Origin of the sequence: Staphylococcus sp. FSL W8-0271 (assembly GCF_038006605.1) — a bacterium.
In the GTDB taxonomy this organism is placed as follows: Bacteria; Bacillota; Bacilli; order Staphylococcales; family Staphylococcaceae; genus Staphylococcus; species Staphylococcus cohnii.
In genome coordinates this window covers 1-20,046 of record NZ_JBBOVM010000004.1, presented here as the reverse complement: position 1 = coordinate 20,046, position 20,046 = coordinate 1, and the positions used below count along the sequence as shown (strand labels likewise).

Here is a 20,046-nt window from a genome sequence, read left to right as displayed (position 1 = left end):
TTATGTAGAATAATAGAAAAAGACATAAGTAGTATATTCTACTAAATAATATATATAAGTGAGTAGTTAAGTAGTTATGTAGAATAATAGAAAAAGACATAAGTAGTATATTCTACTAAATAATATATATAAGTGAGTAGTTAAGTAGTTATGTAGAATAATAGAAAAACGCCTACTAATTAAAATTAGCAGGCGCCAAAAAATTAAAAATTACCTAAAATACTTTTAACAAAATGGAGATCTCTCCCCAATAACAATTATATATTATGGGTGTATATTTTATTTAATTATGGTGTGAACATATAATAGATTATATTATGTAATAGGGTTAATATAATTAGATTATACCTTAATTTAATTCATTACATAATACATACCATAATGAATTACATAAACCATACCATAATATACAAATTAATAGTTGTTTTTTCGGTATTTTTAAGGTAAAATGTAATTAAGGATATAAACCACTGTATTTTTCGTGACTATCTCCTGTTAGATTAAATAAGATTACATTATTCATAGAATAATATTATCATCTTAATTAATCGTAACTGGAGAAGACTTTGTTTTTTATTTGTTAAATGCGGGGGGCGACATATCCACTGTACCTTGACAACCAAATACAAACGGGAGGTATCCACATATGACGTCTAAACTTCTTAGACAACTCTCCTTATTCATATCCTATATCCTTATCCTCTCACTACTCATATATTTCACAGCGCGAGCGTCACTGATCGCTGGTGCAATTCTTGCAATTGTATTTATAATAATTTCTATAATATTAAGACATATTATGAAAATAATTAAAATACAGAAAAATATGAAATATTTTAGAATATTAACTTATGAAGGAGATTTCCCTAAATCTGATAAAATTTTTAAATTATTAAAAAATATTCATTCAACTAGAAGAAATATTTTTGAAAGATTTTTTTATGGAGATCCGTGGTTTACTTTTTTAATCTATAGAGAAAATAGACGAGGAAAAAGTAAGGATAGTAAATTAGGTTTTTATTTAGCAGGGGATAAAGAGTTAATGGTTTCAGTTAGAAAACATTTTAGCAATGTTTATCCAAACATAGAGTTTCATGAAGCAGATGAAAGCCATTTAGATTTTCCTACTAAAAGTTCATATTTTGGTTATGCTAAGTTAAAACATAATTCTTTAAAACAGGGTTATCCAATAGAAAACTTTCAACATGATAATTTAACTAAGATAGTTAGTATTATGGAACCTGATACATGGGTACAATTTAGATTTAGAAGAAATTACGGTTTTAAGTTAAGAAAAGCTATAAAAAAAACTGATGAAGATATTAGAGAGCAAAAATTTAAGGATCGGGATAATTACGAAAAGGAGATTTGGAAAGAAACCAACAAACGTTTTACGTATAGTGATGTTGCTTTTGATACAACGATAAGTATGGCGACTAACTCACATGACGGTCAGCATTTATTAAAAGATATGTATACAATTCTTAATGAATGTAAGTCTGTAAATGAACTTGTATATAGGCCTTCAATGTTTAAGGTAGTGGATTGGTACAATTTATGGAAACGTGGTAAAAGTGTTTTAACTTCAAGAGAATTAGCTAATTTTGTGCATATGCCAGTTATTAATCGAGATAATAGCTTGATTGATAAAATTAAGCCATTTACACCATATATTGAATTAGGTAATACGCCTTTAAGTGAAGACACTTTAGCAACGGGTCTTAAATTGGGAACTTTAGACCACCCTATAATTAAAGATAGGGAAGTATTTATTTTACCTGAAATACTAAGAAAACAATTTTGTGTTACAGGCGCAACGGGTTCAGGTAAGACGAATCTTTTAAATTGTATTTTGAATAACTTCAATAAAAGCTTTGTTGAAAGTTCAGAAGCGACGCCAGGTTTTTCATTAGTAGACCCTTCAGGAAGCGCAATAAAGTTATTACTTAATAGATTGCGTGTTTTTGAAACTTTTGAAGGTAACGAGGTAGATTGGGATAAAGTACATTTCATCAAAGTTAAAGATAGTGAATACCCGTTAGCATGTAATTTGTTGGCTAAATTACATGGCGAAAATTCTGAAGAAATGATAGATAATGTTTTCAGAATTATCAGCGAAAACTTTGATACAGCAACCCAAGCTGAAAGACTATTGCGATACACAATTAAAGCGTTAATTCATGATCCAAAAGAAACTCATACGATTATGTCCGTTATAAGAATGTTATACAAAAATGATGATATTTTTAGAAAACGTATCATTGACCGTATTAGACCATATACAGAAATGTATGAAGTGGTTAATTTCTTTGATAATGAAGCTTCTGATTTAATTGAAAGTCCGTCAGGTCAAGCTGTTTTGAATAGGTTAGATGTATTTAAATCGAACAGTACATTAAGAAATCTGTTTTGTCAGAAAGATTTTAACCTACCAATACGCAAGTGGATGGACGAAGGGCATATAGTATTTTATGACCTTGTAGGAATGAGTGAACAGGAAATTAAAATATTTTGTTCATACATTGCTTATATGTATTATCGTGTTGCAGATCAAAGACCCGCCGACACTTCTTTACTTCATTTAACAGTTGTTGATGAAGCGCATAAAGTACAAGCTTCTATCTTCCCTAAAATCATCAGTGAACAAAGAAAATTTGGCCATTCATTAGGAATTGCTACACAAAATTTAGATGATTTAAATTCAGAATTAAGATCAGCATTAGTTAATAATCAATCTAATTTCTTTGTTTGTAGACAGGGGGAAAGTGGTTCAGTATTAGCAACTAAAATCTTCAAAAGTAGCGATAAAAAAGAACAACATTACACTGAAAGTTATTTTAAACAGTTGCCCGACAATGTTTGTGCATTGAGAACACAAGATGTTATTGAAGGCGAAACAGTTAATGTTAAAACGCAAGTTAAAGTGAAACCTATCGACCGTGTTATGGAAGATGGGAAAGTTGCTGATTATAAAGATCAGTATGAACCTAAAATTGCAGACGAATGGACTATGAAAAAAGCTGTAGAGTTAAGCGCTAACAACGGTATGTATTATAAAGAGATACCTAAAATGGTAAGAGCATTTTTTGAAGATGAAGAATACACTTATCAAGGTAAGCAACAAGAAGAATTTAAAGCTGATGTTATTAAACGTAAACCGATTGTTCCGGAAGAGATTAAACGTAAGCCAAAAGAACAAAAACAAGAAATTAAACCTAAAACAAAAAAACTTAAATTAAATAAATCTAAAGTCGTCTTGAAAACATCAAAAGACGAAGTCAATCAAGAGGAACGAACTAAACAGAATGAAGACAGTCAAGTTTCACAGGAAACAGAGCAATCAAAAAATGTAGGTTCCTTTTTAAGTGGCTTCACAGATAAGGGGGACTGATTAAAATTAACAAAATGGAACGTTCTCTCCTCAAAAAATTGGAGGAGAAAGGCATGTCATATACAACATTAAATGAAAAAGACTTCAAATTATTTAGCTTCTTAGAAGCTCATATATATTTGACTATCGAGCAAATACGCACCGCAATATATTTAAATGATGATGGTTCAATGAAATCAGAAAAAGCGGTTTGGAATAGATTAACCAAATTAGAAGAAGACGGCTACATTACTAAATTTAAAGCGCAAGCAACATTACAAGCTAAGCGCCCAAACTCAATATATTGTTTAACTAAAACAGGTAGTATGTTTTTAGAAAGTATGCAAGGTTATACGCATTTCAAATCAGTATATGAGAAAAAGCTTCCAATGTGGTATATGCACCAGTTAGCCGTTAATAATGTTGTATTATCATATGAACGACATAAAATACCCGCCGTTGACTTACTAGAATATGCAAACGAGCAAAGAACTACTTTTCAATATAATGACGGCCGTGAAGATGTTATTCGTCCTGATGGTGCAATTTTATTAGAAAGACAAGATGGTTACGTTATAGGCATTATGTTAGAAGTTGAAAGGTCTAAAAAAGCTAGAAAATTTACTTACGATAAATTAGTGAGATATAAAGACTTTTTTAATCAGTCAAATAACACTATGAAAAGATTTCATATTCATGCAGGTTTTGAAGAATTTGTAGATGAATGGCGTTTGTTATTTGTGAGTAATGAAGATGAAAATTATCGTAAATTAAAACGTGATTTTAAAACGGTAGATTTTGAAGACGCCTTCAAAGGTCAGAACAGTTTTGATGTGATGATTGCAAAGCTTGATGACATAATGACTAATCCTTACGGTGCAATATATAATTATTTCAAACCAGGTGTAGACTTTGATGAATTTAGAACACTTTAACATCATTTAGAAAGGAGTTAGCTTATGAGAAAGTGGGGCAAGCAGTCCGATAAAAAGGTTAAAAAACAAAAATCAAAGCCCGCACAAAATGAAGAAACGACAGAAGATTATAGAAAAAAGAAGAAGTCAGCAGATCGTTTGTTTAAACGTAACAAGTTAAAAAAGGCGTTAAAAAACAGAGGTAAGGACGACAAAATTTTAAGTAAAGCTAAATTGAAACGTCCTAAAGGTTATAACGTTGTTAAAGCGGTCATAATCATAGCTTTGTTTTTAGTAGTTGTTAGTTGGATAAATGCAGGTAATGCTAATAGAAAAGCAAGCGACGCACGAGAACAATATCAAAAATTAGCTTCACAAATTGATACTACTAATAAAGGTAATCCATCTACACAAATAGGCGCCCAGGAATACGCGAAAGATTTCATAAAAAAATATTATAATTATGATAAAGAGCAAGACCGCGATAAATGGTTAGATAGTTTAAGTGATTATATAGACAGTTCAACATTAGAAGATAATAGCTTTAAACCTGAAAATATAGATGGCAGTATTTCAGTTAAGGACGTTAAAATTAATGATGTTGAAAGTGCAGATAAAAACCAAGCAAAAATATATTTTACAGTTACGCTAGATAAAAAGACAGTTGAAGAAAAAACTGTTAAGAAGAAAGTTAAAGGTAAAAAAGGCAAGAAGGATAAAGAAGAAACTAAAACAGTACAAGAAGATAAACACGAAGATGTTAAATTCAACAGATACATTAAAGTGTATGGCGACGATAAAGGCTATAAATTAGTTACTTTACCTTTACCATATGAACAAAAATCAAATGCAGATGTTCAAATGACGTTAGATACTGATAATGGTAGAGATGTTACAACAAATTATCCTGATGTTAAAGATTACATTACAAGCTTTATGAAAGTTTACGCTTCAGATGATAGAGATACAGCGCAAACATATTTCTATAATAAATCTGATACACAATTATTGAATAACAATGTTGAAATTAAAAATGTTGAAGAAGTGAAAGTGTATCAAGAAAACAAAAAAGATGAACTTAAAACTATTACAACGGTACAAATGGAAGAAAAAGATAGTGGCTTAACAAGTCGAAACAAATTTGAAATTAAGCTTAAAAAGCTTGATGATAATAAGTATAATGTAATTAAAGTAAGTGAACCTCAATATACTAAAAAATAATAGGAGTGTTTAAAATGTTAGATTTAATGACGTCAATTGCTTCAATAGACTTTAGTTCTTTCACATTAGGGGCAGCAGGTGGAGATTTAGTAAATAACGCGCGTGAAGGTGAAAGAAACTTCACATTAGTCTTAAACATTGTTTATTGGGCTATCGCTGCGATTATTATTGTGGCATTAGCATTATCTAAGAAATTCAGAATGGCATTAGGTGCATTGATTATCTTAGGTGTTATCGGCGCGTTAGTTGTTAGAGATCCGCAAAATTTACAAAACTTAGGCGAAAGTATAGCGCAATTCTTTGGCTTCTAATAAGGAGTGCATAGTATGAGTAATATGAAAAAAATCATTGGTTACTGTTCATCACAATTAGATGAAATACCAAACTTAATACGTGGTTTAGGCGGTGGAGAGCAAGGCTTTTCACTGCCTTTTTCTTTGACAGTTAGTCAGATAATCGTTATTTTCACGATTATTTTACCTGGTTTATTTTTCTTACCTATAACAAATGGATTATTAGACTTTTTACCGAAATACGGTAGATATGCAATTGTCTTTTTCATTCATATAGGTTTTCCCGCTGTATTTGGTTTTTTCATAGGTCAAAAAAGTATCGAAAATATGAACGTTGTGAAATATGCAAAAGTATATATGGCTACAAAATTTAATGAAACGTCTGATTATGTAGGACGTGAAGAATTAGATAACAAGAAATCATATAAGTTGAGAAAAAAAGTTGTAGCGCGTACCTTTTCAGATTTCCGCATAAACAAGGAGGATAAATAACCTATGGCTAAAAGACTAGATTTTGATATAGAAGCAGTTGTAGAAAACATCATCTTTACTAAAGATGGCCGTATGCAAGCATGGTTTGAGTTTGAAGGGTTTCACAGTAACTTTGATACAGAAAACGAATTATTAATTAAATTTAGACAGTTGAAACGTGTATTTAAAGAGGTAAAAAAAGAAGTTCATTGTTTAATTATCCCCGAACGTCAAGACTTAGATGAAATTAAAAATCAACATCTTTCATACAGTAGAGGGCGTTTGATACCAGTATTAGAACAACATGAAGACGCTATTTTTGACCATTTAAAAAATTCAAATGAATTAGGTTCATCAGAAAACAAAGTTCGTTATTATATGGGCTTTGAATTAGGAAAGAGTACAATGGTCAACTTTACTAATGAAGATGTTACGTGGGGCGAGATATACACAGAAACAAAAGAAAAGTTAATTAACCTTATTACTAAAGCGATTACTGGTAAAGACGTATTATTAACAACTAACAAAGTTAAAACAGCATATAACAAAATGGATCAATTAAGTAATACGCTAAATAACTTACCGTTTACATTTAGAGAAATTGAACCCGTAGAAATGGCAAAGCTTATAACATGGCCTAATAATTTAAATGTAAGAGAACCGTTTTTAAATGATAATTGGTTTGAACGTTTAACACCCGTTTACAATGGCGATAGATTAATCGCTAAAATTAGAGATCGTGGCCATGTAGAAGATTTATCAACAGTATCATATTCAAATCCTAGCAGTAGAAAACATCTTGTATTACACCAAAATGACGCGTTAGGCAAAGAAAGAGATACTTATATTTCATTTTTACAACTAGCAAAAGTACCAGTTGAAACGCACTTCCCTGATACACGTTGGCTTGAAATACTTAGAAACTTACAATTTGGTGTAGGTGTTTCATTAAAATTAACTTATCAAAGTTCAGATAGAAGATTAATGAAACTTAGATCTAAAAAAGCTAACTTAGAAGACCAAGTAGAACATTTGGCAGATTACGGCGATAGTGCAAGTTCAAACGTTTATGACGGCATAGACATAGCTGATGATTTAATCGCAAATATTGAAAAAAATAGGGAAGCTAGTTTCTTAATGTCAGCTATATTCGTAGTTACAGCCGAATCTCAAAAGGCATTAAATAGGAAATTAGATGAACTTAAAGAAACAATGTCAAATCATCAGTACATTGTTCAGAATACAAGAGGTTTACAATTAAGAAGTTTGCTTGAATGTATGCCAGGAAGTAGAAGATATGTAAAAGAGTTTGTGAAAGATTGCGATATAAACATGATGACAAGTTCATTTTTTGGAAACCGTCACGAGTTAGGCGATCCTTACGGCTTTTACGTAGGTCAAATTGCTACAAATTACGGTACGCCAGTATTTCATATGCCAGGTTTTGCGTCTACAGGACAAGCTAAAAACCAATCATTGGCCATTTGTCATACAGGAAAAACAGGCGGTGGAAAATCATTCGGTGCAAACCTTTTATTCTATGAATATGCAATATGGGGCGCAAAAGTTTTAATAGTAGACCCTAAACAAGAGCGAATGAATAAGTGTGAATGGCATAAGAAATTAGATGAATTAGGTACACAATTAAACTTCATTACTTTGTCAGCTAAACCTAAAGACGCAGGTAAACTTGATCCGTTCTATATCTTTACAGACGTATCAGACGCTGTAGGTGTATCAGAACAGATACTTCATAATTTACTATCAATTTCTATTAGAAATGAAGCAACTATAGATCAAGCAACAATGATTAACAGGGCATTAGAATATGTAGCGAATAGAGATGAACCTAAAATTAATCAGGTTACAGAAGAACTTACATCTATGAGTACAGGCGAGAAAAAAGATATTACATTAACTGAAGATGAAAAAGAACTTTGTAAGCGTCTTGTAAATAGAATTAATGTATATACTACACACTCATTAAGTACGCTAATATTTGGAGAAAGAATTGATGATACAGAAGTTTTAGATATTAATAGTCAATTAAACGTGTTGCAAGTAGAAAATTTAGAACTTGCAGACGCTGATATAGACCCTAAAGACTATTCAAAAGCAAATATTGTAAGTGATAGTATTTTATATGCTTTAACAGCTTATCAAAGACAGTTTATTAACATGTTCCCTAATGATCTAACAGTTATCGGACTTGATGAAGCCTGGAAATACTTCAAAAACTCACAAGGACGTTCAGCCTTTCAAAGTTTATTCCGTGAAGGCCGTTCTAAAGGGGCTTCAATTCATATCATGACACAAAGACTTAGTGATATACCTGAAGACATGCAGTCACAAATCGGACAACTATTTGCATATTTAGAAAGTAATACAGATGAAATTAATAAACTTCAGCAATTCTTTAGATTTGATGATAGTACAGACTTACAAGCGATTATGCCTGAACTTGAAACAGGCGTATGTGTTTATAAAGACTTGAATGATCGCGTCGGTATTCTTGATGTAAGAGTATTACAAGAGCATTTAGTAGACGCGTTTGATACAAGTAATCAACTTGAAAAACGAGAAGACACAAAACAAGAGGTGCAAGTATAATGAAAAAATTAACATACTTATTACTAATAGCAATCGTTGTTTTATCTGCTTGTAGTAGTAAAGATAGTTCAAAGTCCAAAAAAGATGACTATACTGAAGAAGCTATTAAGTTTACTAAATATATGGCTAATGGCCAGTATTCAAAATTAACAGATATGTATGGAATTTCAAAAGATGAAAATGATGTATCAGATGACAAAGAAGAAATGCAAGAATACTATGAACAGATTTACACATTTGTAGATGAAGAAGATTTAGAAAATGCTAAAGATGAACCGTTAAAATATGCAATATTTGAAACGCCATATAAAGAAAAGCAAAAAGTATTTACGATTGTATTTAAACCAAATGTAAAAGATATTTTATTAGATCCTGGAGAACCAGCATTAGACGGTAAATATAGACAACTGAATTTATTGGTAATGGGAGAAGGACAATATAAAAGAGTTAATGGAAATACAGAAGGTAAAGCTATTATGCAGATTAATGAACGTAAACATGGTTTGTCAGAAAAATTAATGAGTAAGATTTCAGAAGATAGCAAGTTAGTTGAAAGTAAAGGTATTCCTAAGAAGGACTTGAAAAAATTAGAGTAGGGAGGAACTATAAATGAAGGATAAAACAAAAGGCTTTTTGTGGTTCCTTGCTGTTCTAATGGTATTAAGTGTTTGCTTAGTAGGAGTTAATGAAGCCTTTGCGAAAGAAAAAGATCCAATTTCAGGCATGTTTCCAAGTAACCAAGATGATGATTTACCTGAAGTTAAATCAAATATTGTCGGTTACAAAGAACATAATTTAGACAACTATTCAATGGATTATGTATTAGAAGAAAAAGACGATAAACCCTGGTATGACGTTATCGGGTTAAGTGAAAAAGCTTATAACTTCACTGAAAATTCAAAGTACGAAATTTTAAATGGTATATGGTCAACATATAAAATACTTGCTTCAGTATTCATATTCCTGGTAAGTGAAGCTTTTGAATTTACTATATTAGGTTCTATAGTTAGCGAGTTAGCAGATGTAATTTCAGCTATAGGCGGATCATCAGGATTAGGTAAATTTATAACATGGGCTTTTATTGGTGTAGTTGTATGGTTGATTGCAACGATTAGTAAAGGAGAGTTGAGAAAAGGGGCAACAGGCGTTATGTTAGCCATTGTATTTACAGCCCTTTTCACTATCTATGTTTCAAACGCAAAGCCAATCATACAAGGTACTTCAGATTTTAGCCAATATGTGAGTAACACTATATTGAATACAAGTACAAGTGTGACTGGAGAAAATCAATCAGATCAAGCTGAAGTTTCCGAAAATGATGTATCAAATAAAGAAGGTTTGGCCACAATGAAAAATACATTACATGAAATTTTGATTGTGAAGCCGTGGTTACAATTGGAATTTGGTACAACTAATGTAAATGAAATTGGCGGAGGTAAAGCTGGCGAAGATAATAAGGTTGAAGATGGCAAAAAGTTGATAAATGGGATATTAGACCATAAACCTAAGTCTGATAAAAGAAATGACATAATAAAAGACAATAAAAAGAATATGTCAGTAAGTAACAATTACACAACTAGCCGAATTGTAGTAGCTGTTTTTGTCTATATACCATCATTTATTATTGGTATAAGCGCGATATTGTTCGCGGTTGCTAAACAATTTTATGAATTAGGCTTTGTAGTAGGCGCGGTTGTTATGGTTGGTGTTCTAATCATTGCAATTATACCGTCATTTGTTGGCTATTTAAAAGGTACAGCCAAGCGTACAGGTGGCCACTTACTAATGTCTATCGTGTATGTATTCTTACTGGTGCTTATGTTTACATTAATTAATGTAACTTATCAAATTTCAGAAGAAAAAAATTGGAATTACATTGTAACAGCCATATCATTAAGTTTAATTTGTTTAGGCATGTTGTTTATGCAAGGTAAATTGATAAAAAATGATTATCAAAAAGTAATGAGTTCTATTAAACAACAAAACATCAGTGAACAACGAGCGCACGCCCGTAAAAAGCGTGAAGAAAATAAACAAAATAACGGTCAAGGTAATCAACCAGTATATGGTGGTAATGATACGAACGTTAGGAAAAAACCAACTGAACATATATCTAAGAAGAAAGCTAACGACCATAACACTACTTCAAATGGTGTGAATAAAAAAGATGGTGGCACTATAAGCAAGAAGCCTAAAGCTAGTGAGCAAGAACAGAGTAAGAAACCTAATAACAATATTAAGAAAAAAGAAGATCAAAAAATCAAGAAAAAACCTAAACAAAAACAAAACCGCAATGATAGTCCAGGCAATCAAGATCCTAATAATAATTACAATACTAAGCCTAAATCACGAAGTGGAAATGATACCGTTGATGAAGGTTCAGGAAGTAAACCATCAATTAATAGAAAAGACGGCGGAACAATTAAGAAAAAACCGCAGGCAGTACCAGATAAAAAAACAGAAGGTTCACACACTAAACAATCTAGGAACGATAGCAGTTCTAAAGATAGATTAAACAAAAATGAAGGTGGCAACGATAGTTCAAGAGTTAATGAACAAATACAGACAAATAAACCACAAAATAAACCAGTCATCAGAAAAAAACCAAAACCAGTACAAGACACCCAAGAAAAATCAGCAAGTCGTGAAACAGAAAATAGAATAGACGCTATAAAAAGAAATAAAAAGTGAGGTGTTAAATAATGAAAGAGATTATACAAGATATACTTAACTATTTAGCGCCTTACAAAAAGCGTATATTGTTTGTTGCTATTTGTGTATTGGCGTTTGGCATTGTGCTGTTATTGCCACCTTCTCCGCTTAGAGCGGTATTATCTTTACTCATAGTATTTGTTTTTGTTGTAGAAGGTTATAAGTGGATAGGACAACCTGAATTATGGGGCAGTAAGATAGGTAAGACCATGCTAGGGAAGTTATCAAAAAATGAAGCTGAAGACCTAGAAGAAAACATAGAAGAAGTAACTATTATTAAATTGTTTACCGATGAAGAAGAAACGGACATCTTAGATGAAATAGAAGCTGATCCTGAATTATTAGATGAATTAGATACTATACAATATACGGCAACAATAGATTTTAATGAAGATATAGAAAACCAAATTATCCCTGAAGGTACAACGAATTATAGATATGAATATCACATAATTTATGATGGCGCAGAATTTTATCATGTTACTTCTTATGAAATGAGTGACGCAGATGAAGAAAATTAATCAAAAAAATGACGGTGGTAATTTAAAAAAGCTTACTAACCTAGCATTAGAATTTAAGAAGAAAAAAATAAAATTATATATATATGGTGCATTAGCTTTACTAGGCATAATATTTATTGCTGTATCTTTAATGTCTATGATGTTGCTAGCGCCATTTGATGATGAATTAGATGAAAGCGAAAGTGGTGGTAGCAGTTCAGGTTGTTCAGTAAGTGGTGGATCTGTCGAAAAAAAGGGGCAACAAGTTTTTGAACAGAACGCTAAAGGCGGAGAGCTAGAAGGTAAATCAGACAAAATTGTAAAAATTGCTAAAAAAAATAAAGTACCACCTAATTTGTTTATGTCTATTATTGCTAGTGAAAGTATGTGGGGGCGTGGCGAAAATGCCACTGTTCAAAAGAACCCGCTATCTGTGATGGGTACTAAATCAATTGATGATTCTACTTATAAAACAATAGAAGATGGTATGGAAGACGGAGCAAAAAACTTACATGATTTGTATATTTCAAAAGGTTTAACTACACCAGAAAAAATAGGTAAAAAGTATGCGCCTATTGGTGCTTCTAATGATCCTAGTAATATGAATGCTAGATGGGTACCCACTGTCAAAAAAATCATGAAATCTTTAAGTGAAGGTAGTAAGAGTGCCAAGGTTGATTGTGATAGTGGCAAAGGAAAAGGCGATGTTGGAAAAGATTATAAAGGTAAAATACCATCATGGTCTAACGACAATCCAGGAAAAGGCAATTTATATACAGCAGGTCAATGTACTTGGTATGCGTACGGAATACGAAAAAAAATAGGTAAACCAATATCAACTTTTTGGCATGACGCTCATAAATGGAATGAAAGAGCCAAAGCTGAAGGATACAAGGTTGGTAAAGTACCTAAAAAAGGTGCATGTTGGATTTCGGAACAAGGCGCAGGTGGTGCACCTATGACAACTGGACATGTTGGTATTGTTATAGATGTTAAAGACAAAAATACATTTGTTGTTTCTGAGATGAATGTAAAAGGTGGACCATACCATGTTTCTCAAAGAGAAATTAAAATGACTGAAGGATATAGCTTTATTTATTAAATAAAGGAGGTTTAAAGATGAAACAGGTTCCCAAAAATATGGTTGTAATAATAGTATTAGTATTATTAGCGATAGGTACATTAGTATTTACTATACGTCATTATGATGAAGAATTGTCTAAAGCTAATAAGCAAAATGAAGATAATAAAGCACAAGTTAAACAGCTAAAAAAGCAAAATAAAAAGCAGAGTGACATTATTGCGAGACAAGATGAAAAAGTAGTTACTAAAGAGGAACAGGATATTAGGGATCAATCCAAAAAGTTTGTTAAGACCTTGTTTACTTTAAAACCAAAACAAGATTATAAAGAGAAAGAGAAAATTTTAACACCAATATTAGATAAAAAGTACAAAAAAGAATTGTTTGAAGATGTTGGAGGAAAAAATAATTTATTTGGTAAAGTAGATGTATCCAATGTTAAAACATTTTTAGAAGAATATAGACCTCAAAATGATACGTATGATGTTTATGTTCAATTTGAAGAAAAAGTACAAGATGTTGACGAAGAAGACAGTACAACTAGCAAAACATCAGGAAAGATACATTTTGTTAGAAAAAATGATAAATGGCTTATTGATAATTTTGAACGATTTACATTAGAGAGAAATAAAAGTGGAGATCCAAAATAATTAAAAAGGGCGCTAAATCGCCCTTTTTAATTTGCTGTTTTTTAAATCTACAATACTACAAAGCTACAAAGATAATGATAGAAAAAGACAGAAAGATACAAAGCTACAAAGACACAAGTAGACAAATGTCTTTTTGTATGGTAATATAACAATAAATAATCCCACAAAAAAAGGTGTTTATATGGGAGTGAAAAGAGGTTGAATAATATGACGAAAGTAATAACAATAGGCTGTTTTAAAGGCGGTGTAGGTAAATCAACGTTAACTGAAATATTGTCTTATTTATTAGCAAACGATGGATATAAAGTACTAGCGATAGATACAGATCCACAAAGTAACTTGACTGAAAAGCTACAAAGAACCTACCAAAAGCAGTTTAAAAAAGATCCGTCATTTATGCATGGTATTAAAGAATTGGATTTAGAGCCTTGCATAGAAAATGTGACTGATAATTTGGATTTATTAAAAGGCGACTGGTCACTAGAGAAATTCGATAAATATGTAATCAAAAACTTTGATGAAAAAGGTGAATACTTTTTACTTAACTCATTGTTAAAGCCATTTAGAGACAATTATGACTATATAATTATAGATACAAGACCTTCAACAGGTATTTTATCTAATAACGCTGTATGCGCTTCTGATTACGTTCTAATTACATCTAAGACTGAAGAAGATAGTTTTACTTCAGCCAAAAAGTATTATAGTTATTTGGGACAAATTCAGCAAAATAAGAAATCATCACTTAAATTCTTAGGACTATTACCATATCTAGTTAATCAAAAGGGTTCAACAAATAGAAGTGTTATAAATAAGATTAATAATCTATTTAGAGATGACGTATTTGAAAACTATATACGTTCTAGTGATCGTGTAGTTACATGGGGAGAAAAAGGTATTACAGAAGATAAACCACATGATAAAAAGACTATGAAAATGTATGTAGATGTTAAAGATGAAATATTAAAGAAATTGGAGAGTGAATAATATGTCAGAATTTAATAACGACTTAGTAAATAACGAATATAGAGAAGATGAAGTTTTTGATGAGATGATAAAAAAGAAGAAAAATGTAAGACCTAGAAAATCGGTAAAAATGTATACAGATGATTGGTCTATAGCTTATCAAGTGAAAGCTAAAACAGGAGAAAATTTAGTAGATATTATTTCTGAAGCAATGGCATTATTGAAAGAAAAACATGATCTTTAATTTTATATATTAATTATAAGGGGGTGTTTGTAATGCCATTCGTTATTTTTATATCTATAGTTGCTGTTATGGTTATTCTATTTAAGTTAAATGATAAAAGGGTTGAAAAAATAAATAGAAAACACGATCAGCAAGTTAAAAATATTATTGAAACTTATTACACAGTTGATAAGGTTGAATGTATATATATAGAAAATGGAAAAACTGAATTGGTATTTCAAGACAACTCATTAAATTTAAATAGTTATCAAGTAAAAATTGTTAATGACTTTGAAGATGAAAAAGTTGAAATTAAAGCCCCTTTGTATAATGAACATGATCTAAATGATTTGTTTGAACGCGTATTAGCTGAAACTTATTTTTATATTTCTAAGGCTAGATATGATGGTTTGATACAAGCTACAGCTTAAAGGTCTATCTAAGGCCTTTAATTTTTTTAAAAAATATTTACTCTTTAGCAAATAAATACTTGTCAAAGTGTAAACGAAGTGATAATATAATAATTGAAAGGAGGACGAAACAAATCAAACGCTATAAATAAAAGATATAGCAACCCACAAAAAAGGAGTGTTACAGATGTTTGTAACTAAAGAAGAATTTAAAAATATTGATGTAGAACAAGTTTTCAAAGAAGGTCATAACTTTATAAAAATAACGAATGGTAGACATGAAATATTTAAAGTTAATTCAGGTTATAAGATCATTGATTATAAAAAAGGAATTGGCCTAACAGCGACAAATAAAATTCCAAAGTATATACAAAACAAACTTTTAAAAAAGCCTCGCTAAGGGGCTTTAATATAAATGAGGTGCTAAATATGAACCATGATAAAGCAATGTATATTGAATGGTTATTATTAATGGATCCTTTAGAAAGTAGGGAAAATTTAAGAGATAAGACAATAGAAGAACTTCGAGACAAATTTAATTTGTGTAGACTGAAGCAACTTGATGAAGAAATGGAGGAAGCACAATGATTATTGATGAATTTAAAACTAGAAATAATGTGTATGTATTAAATGTAATTTATGACTTTTGGGCTGATCTTGTTGTACAAGTTATTGAAAATGGTAGGTTTATAGGATATATCAACGAAAGATATTCTATTGATGAAGCGAAAGCTATGATAAAAGAAAAAAGCGATTATAAAAAAGTGATTATTATATGATGTTTGTTTACTCCGACTATGAAGGCATAAAAAAAGCGATACTAGAAAGTATCGCAATAGGACGAAAGTAATCAAACATTCGCCCACAAAAAAAGGTACACTAAGAATAACAAAAAAATGGTCGGAGGTAAACAAAACAATGAATTTAAAAGACATAGCAAACTTATTAAATGATGAAAAAACTTTGTATACGCAACAAGGCGGGCAAGATATAGCAGTAAATGAAGGTGTGTATATTATGGAGAAAAACAACACTATTTATACTGGTAAGCTTCAAAATAATAATTTAGATGATTTAATTCGTGAAAGTTCTGAACCGCAGCAACTAATAGATGTTAATGAAGTAGCTCAAAGACTAGGTGTAACAAGACAAAATGTTACTATGCACGTCAAAAATAAAAACTTTAAATTTGTGCCTAAACCTTTGTTTTATTATGAGAATAAAAGCTACACTAAATATTTTTGGGTTGCTGAACAATTTGAGTAAAGGAGTAAGGCAATGAAAATATTTAAACCACTGATAGCCTTATTATTATCGCTTATTGTATTAAGTGGTTGTGATACGGAAAAGGCAATAAATGAAGTTGATGATTTAATATCAACTATTAGTGATTTTATCAAATCAGATACACCTGAAATAAAAAATAGTAAAGAAGATATAGACTTAATAGGTGCTGAAACTAATAGCGAAAACTATGCTTTTATCAATGATAACAAGACAGAATTAAGTCAGGAAGATCAGAACTTACTGAATGAAAAGGGTAATGATCGTTTTTGGGCTGATTATCCTGATTTGGATAAATACGGTAGAGCGGGAAAAGTTACGGCGTTAATTACAAATAAAGCTGTTCAAAGTCATTCTTCAAAAGCACAAGAAAGACCGTCTTTTGATTATGATGTACATGTAGCAGGAGAATATAAAGATGGTACATATAACCCTGAAAAGCAGACGTGGGAAGGCGAGAAATCAAACAACCAAATATTACAATTAGATGGGTATAGGGGTTATATATATAATAAATCTCATTCGCTTGCCTGGTCATTGGGCGGAGATATGGAAACACATAATTTAACATTAGGTACTAGGGCGCAAAATGTTGGATCTAATAAAGTCCCTGAAGGTGGGGGCATGGGTTATCCTGAAACGCAAATAAGAAATGTAATGTATGATAATCCTGAAACAAAAGTGTTTTATGAAGTTACGCCCGTTTATAAAGATGATGAACTTGTGCCAAGAGGTTCACACGTTAGAGCCTACTCAATTAATGATGACGGCCAAACAATAAATATCAATGTTTGGATTGCGAATAAACAAGAAGGCGTTCAAATTAATTATAAAGACGGTAGTTATAACTATTAAAAAGGAGTTAAATTAAAATGAAAAAATTAATTGTTAGTACAGCAGTAGCAACACTATTATTAACTGTTCCAGGTATGGCCAAAGCAGAAGAAAATAAGGAAGATTGGGATAAACCCGTTTTTATAAAAGGGGCTGATCTTGAAGGCCAAGACTTACAACAGACTGAAGATGATTTAGGCGTAAAAGATGACTATGAAACTTACAGCGTAACAACTGATGACGTTAGTAAATATATTCCTAATAGTGGCAATTTAAGTTATATATATTCAAGTGCAACTATTAAGCATAAAAAATGGGGTAACGGTGTAGATGTAGAAATAGACACACCTGATAACATCACAAAGGTTACAAGTGAACAATATCAAAATGCGTCAATCACAGCAGGCATTAAAGACGCTGAAATTCACATAGCTTCAGTTGAAAAAGTTACTGGAGAAGGTGCTTTAGCAGGTATTTATAAAGCTTATGAAGAAAAGGGCAATGAATTAAATTCTGAAGATATTCAAAACTCAAATAAAGAAATGCAAGATTTAACTTCAATATCTGAAGAAAATCAAAATAAAGACGGGTATTCAGACGAAGCTTTAAACGCGTCTATAGCAGATATTAAACAACAGTTAGCAGATATTAAGAAAAAACAAGATGAACAGATAACACCACAACAAGTTGAAGATATAGTTAATAAAGTGCTTGATGAACGAGGGTTGTCGGGAACATTAACAGATAATCAAAAACAAATGATAACTGATAATATGACCAATGTTGCAAATTCTAACGCTTTAACTTCAGATCCTAAAGCATTTGCTAAAAATGCAAAAGACGCTTTGAAAGGTATTGAAAAAAATTCAGGCGACTTATTAAATAAAGCTAAAGACAAGGCTAAAGACTTAAATACTGAAGAAAATAGAAACTTTGTACAAAAAATTTGGGATAGTATTTTACAAATTATACAGTCTATCATAGATTTCATTACAAGCTTATTTAATCGTATCTTTTAATCAGTGAATAGGAGGTTTGACGTGTTATTGAATGTAGATAAAAATTCAAAAAACGTATCGTTAAAGAAGATTAGGAATAACGAATTATTGTATTTAATGAGTTGTTCGAGTAGTTTACCTGGTGCTGATAGAACTATTTGCAATGTATTAATTGATGAAATGAAAAATATTATACATGTTTATGATGATTTAAGACACTGTTCAACGTCCATTTTCACAGAATTAGACAAAACATTAATTATAGAACTGATGTCACTTCTAGGGGTTGAATATGCACGATATAGAATTGTACTTTATTATGCACCAATACTTAAAAAACCGTTTATAAGAGAATATGAATTAAAAAGTGAAAAATTAATAACTGTTAATACTGAAGACCTTAACGAATTATTTTATAGAAAGGCTTTGAATAATGAAAGTTTAGAAAAATAGATGTTTGTAAGCATAAAAATAGCCCTGCATAAGCAGGGCTTTAAGTTTGTTTAGCTTATGAGAAAACCAACAAACTAAATAAAAAGGTAATTACATTATAACACAATCCGCTTCAAGCCACTATTATAAATACCGCTTCAATATATAGTCTATAAGGGTTTCACGGTTTCTTCTAATTTAGAACATCAACTTTTAAAATCGGGCTAAAAATAGCAACGCACAATTAACATCGTGCTTTTACTAATTTTTAGACCACTTTTAAAGCTTCTTTATCTAAATTAGAAGAAACCGTGAAACCCTTTTTTTAAAAAAACTTACACTTTAGAAAGCATTTACTTGTTAAAGAGTAATAAATTTGATATAATGTATTTAACGAAAGGAGGAAACCAACTGAAATTGTTGTAAATAATCGCAATACAACAACTAAATAAAAAGGGAGATTTACAAATATGAAAAAGGAACAGTACATTTTAAAAGTTTTAGATTTAGTTCAAGATTATCAAGTTATGGAAGATGAAAGGTTTCAAATATCACAACCAAGCGACGTTGTTAAGCTATTACAAAAAGAAATAGGAAGCTTCACAAGAGAACACTTTGTTATGATTGGCTTAAATACTAAAAATGAAGTTACAACGCTTTATACTGTGCATATAGGTACGTTAGATATGTCAATCATACACCCTAGAGATAGTTTTCAAGTTGCAATCTTAAATAATTGTAAATCAGTTATTTTTGCACATAACCATCCAAGCCAAGATGTAACGCCATCAGTCAACGATATTATGGTTGGCAAGAGATTAAAGCTTATAGGGGAATTGCTAAGTATTGATGTATTAGATAGTTTAGTAGTAAGTGATAACAATTATACAAGTTTAGAAGAATTAGAGTTATTAGAAACAGAACTCAATATAAATGATTTATTAGAATAATTGGTATGAGCCAAGCCCCCAAAAAACGGGGGCGGGCGCTCGTCCAGTTTGTATATTATGCAGTTCCGCCCGACGATAAAAACCAATCGTCGAACTACACCACATAATATACAAACTGACCTCGCGC

General features: G+C 31.0%; 22 protein-coding genes. All 22 read left to right on the top strand.

The genetic code is table 11. The annotated features are described in order from the left end of the window. The first annotated feature begins 799 nt into the window (after nt 1-799). The 22 genes from NST87_RS13490 to NST87_RS13385 all read left to right on the top strand — a co-directional run bounded on the left by NST87_RS13490 (nt 800) and on the right by NST87_RS13385 (nt 19,919). Nucleotides 800-3,391, top strand: a complete 2,592-nt coding sequence (locus NST87_RS13490) for a hypothetical protein (RefSeq protein WP_340721791.1) — start codon at nt 800-802, stop codon at nt 3,389-3,391. A gap of 53 nt (nt 3,392-3,444) precedes the next feature. Further along, nucleotides 3,445-4,305 (top strand): replication-relaxation family protein, encoded by an 861-nt coding sequence (locus NST87_RS13485; protein ID WP_070487662.1) that lies wholly within the window; start codon nt 3,445-3,447, stop codon nt 4,303-4,305. A gap of 24 nt (nt 4,306-4,329) precedes the next feature. Continuing rightward, nucleotides 4,330-5,505 (top strand): conjugal transfer protein, encoded by a 1,176-nt coding sequence (locus NST87_RS13480; RefSeq protein ID WP_070487664.1) that lies wholly within the window; start codon nt 4,330-4,332, stop codon nt 5,503-5,505. 14 nt (nt 5,506-5,519) lie between these two features. Next, nucleotides 5,520-5,816, top strand: a complete 297-nt coding sequence (locus NST87_RS13475) for a hypothetical protein (protein ID WP_340721790.1) — start codon at nt 5,520-5,522, stop codon at nt 5,814-5,816. A gap of 15 nt (nt 5,817-5,831) precedes the next feature. Then, complete coding sequence (locus NST87_RS13470; RefSeq protein WP_015585951.1) at nt 5,832-6,290, top strand: hypothetical protein; 459 nt, start codon at nt 5,832-5,834, stop codon at nt 6,288-6,290. A 3-nt stretch (nt 6,291-6,293) separates the two neighbouring features. Beyond that, a complete protein-coding gene (locus NST87_RS13465) occupies nt 6,294-8,879 on the top strand; it encodes an ATP-binding protein (RefSeq protein ID WP_120004747.1) in 2,586 nt (861 codons plus the stop codon). After that, nucleotides 8,879-9,475: a hypothetical protein gene (locus NST87_RS13460; RefSeq protein WP_031874300.1), complete on the top strand. Its 597-nt coding sequence runs from the start codon at nt 8,879-8,881 to the stop codon at nt 9,473-9,475. The genes NST87_RS13465 and NST87_RS13460 overlap by 1 nt, the downstream gene beginning before the upstream one ends. Before the next feature lie 13 nt (nt 9,476-9,488). Beyond that, nucleotides 9,489-11,570: a CD3337/EF1877 family mobilome membrane protein gene (locus NST87_RS13455; RefSeq protein WP_031874299.1), complete on the top strand. Its 2,082-nt coding sequence runs from the start codon at nt 9,489-9,491 to the stop codon at nt 11,568-11,570. A gap of 11 nt (nt 11,571-11,581) precedes the next feature. Then, nucleotides 11,582-12,112, top strand: a complete 531-nt coding sequence (locus NST87_RS13450) for a hypothetical protein (protein WP_031874298.1) — start codon at nt 11,582-11,584, stop codon at nt 12,110-12,112. Then, entirely contained in the window at nt 12,099-13,193 is a 1,095-nt protein-coding gene (locus NST87_RS13445) for a CHAP domain-containing protein (RefSeq protein ID WP_031874297.1), read from the top strand. Before NST87_RS13450 ends, NST87_RS13445 begins: the two co-directional genes overlap by 14 nt. 17 nt (nt 13,194-13,210) lie before the next feature. Then, nucleotides 13,211-13,822, top strand: a complete 612-nt coding sequence (locus NST87_RS13440; RefSeq protein ID WP_031874296.1) for a hypothetical protein — start codon at nt 13,211-13,213, stop codon at nt 13,820-13,822. 207 nt (nt 13,823-14,029) lie between these two features. Beyond that, the gene (locus tag NST87_RS13435) at nt 14,030-14,809 is read left to right on the top strand and encodes a ParA family protein (protein WP_001632646.1); all 780 of its coding nucleotides are present in this window, start codon (nt 14,030-14,032) and stop codon (nt 14,807-14,809) included. Between the two features lies 1 nt (nt 14,810). Continuing rightward, entirely contained in the window at nt 14,811-15,032 is a 222-nt protein-coding gene (locus tag NST87_RS13430) for a hypothetical protein (RefSeq protein WP_001632645.1), read from the top strand. 32 nt (nt 15,033-15,064) lie between these two features. After that, nucleotides 15,065-15,442 carry a hypothetical protein gene (locus NST87_RS13425; protein WP_120004745.1) on the top strand — a complete coding sequence of 126 codons (378 nt, stop codon included), beginning with the start codon at nt 15,065-15,067 and terminating at the stop codon, nt 15,440-15,442. A gap of 166 nt (nt 15,443-15,608) precedes the next feature. After that, on the top strand, nt 15,609-15,821 hold the full coding sequence (locus NST87_RS13420; protein ID WP_084984975.1) for a hypothetical protein: 213 nt from the start codon (nt 15,609-15,611) through the stop codon (nt 15,819-15,821). Nucleotides 15,822-15,850: 29 nt separating this feature from the next. Further along, entirely contained in the window at nt 15,851-16,009 is a 159-nt protein-coding gene (locus NST87_RS13415) for a hypothetical protein (RefSeq protein ID WP_162911966.1), read from the top strand. Continuing rightward, nucleotides 16,006-16,200 (top strand): hypothetical protein, encoded by a 195-nt coding sequence (locus NST87_RS13410; RefSeq protein WP_072473354.1) that lies wholly within the window; start codon nt 16,006-16,008, stop codon nt 16,198-16,200. Before NST87_RS13415 ends, NST87_RS13410 begins: the two co-directional genes overlap by 4 nt. Before the next feature lie 139 nt (nt 16,201-16,339). Then, complete coding sequence (locus NST87_RS13405) at nt 16,340-16,687, top strand: hypothetical protein (RefSeq protein WP_084984973.1); 348 nt, start codon at nt 16,340-16,342, stop codon at nt 16,685-16,687. A gap of 12 nt (nt 16,688-16,699) precedes the next feature. Then, nucleotides 16,700-17,560, top strand: a complete 861-nt coding sequence (locus tag NST87_RS13400; protein ID WP_116486066.1) for a DNA/RNA non-specific endonuclease — start codon at nt 16,700-16,702, stop codon at nt 17,558-17,560. 17 nt (nt 17,561-17,577) lie between these two features. After that, the gene (locus NST87_RS13395; protein WP_116486067.1) at nt 17,578-18,558 is read left to right on the top strand and encodes a DUF1002 domain-containing protein; all 981 of its coding nucleotides are present in this window, start codon (nt 17,578-17,580) and stop codon (nt 18,556-18,558) included. Between the two features lie 21 nt (nt 18,559-18,579). Next, nucleotides 18,580-18,990 carry a hypothetical protein gene (locus tag NST87_RS13390; protein WP_031905644.1) on the top strand — a complete coding sequence of 137 codons (411 nt, stop codon included), beginning with the start codon at nt 18,580-18,582 and terminating at the stop codon, nt 18,988-18,990. Between the two features lie 449 nt (nt 18,991-19,439). After that, nucleotides 19,440-19,919 carry a JAB domain-containing protein gene (locus NST87_RS13385; protein ID WP_001632633.1) on the top strand — a complete coding sequence of 160 codons (480 nt, stop codon included), beginning with the start codon at nt 19,440-19,442 and terminating at the stop codon, nt 19,917-19,919. Nucleotides 19,920-20,046: the final 127 nt, after the last annotated feature.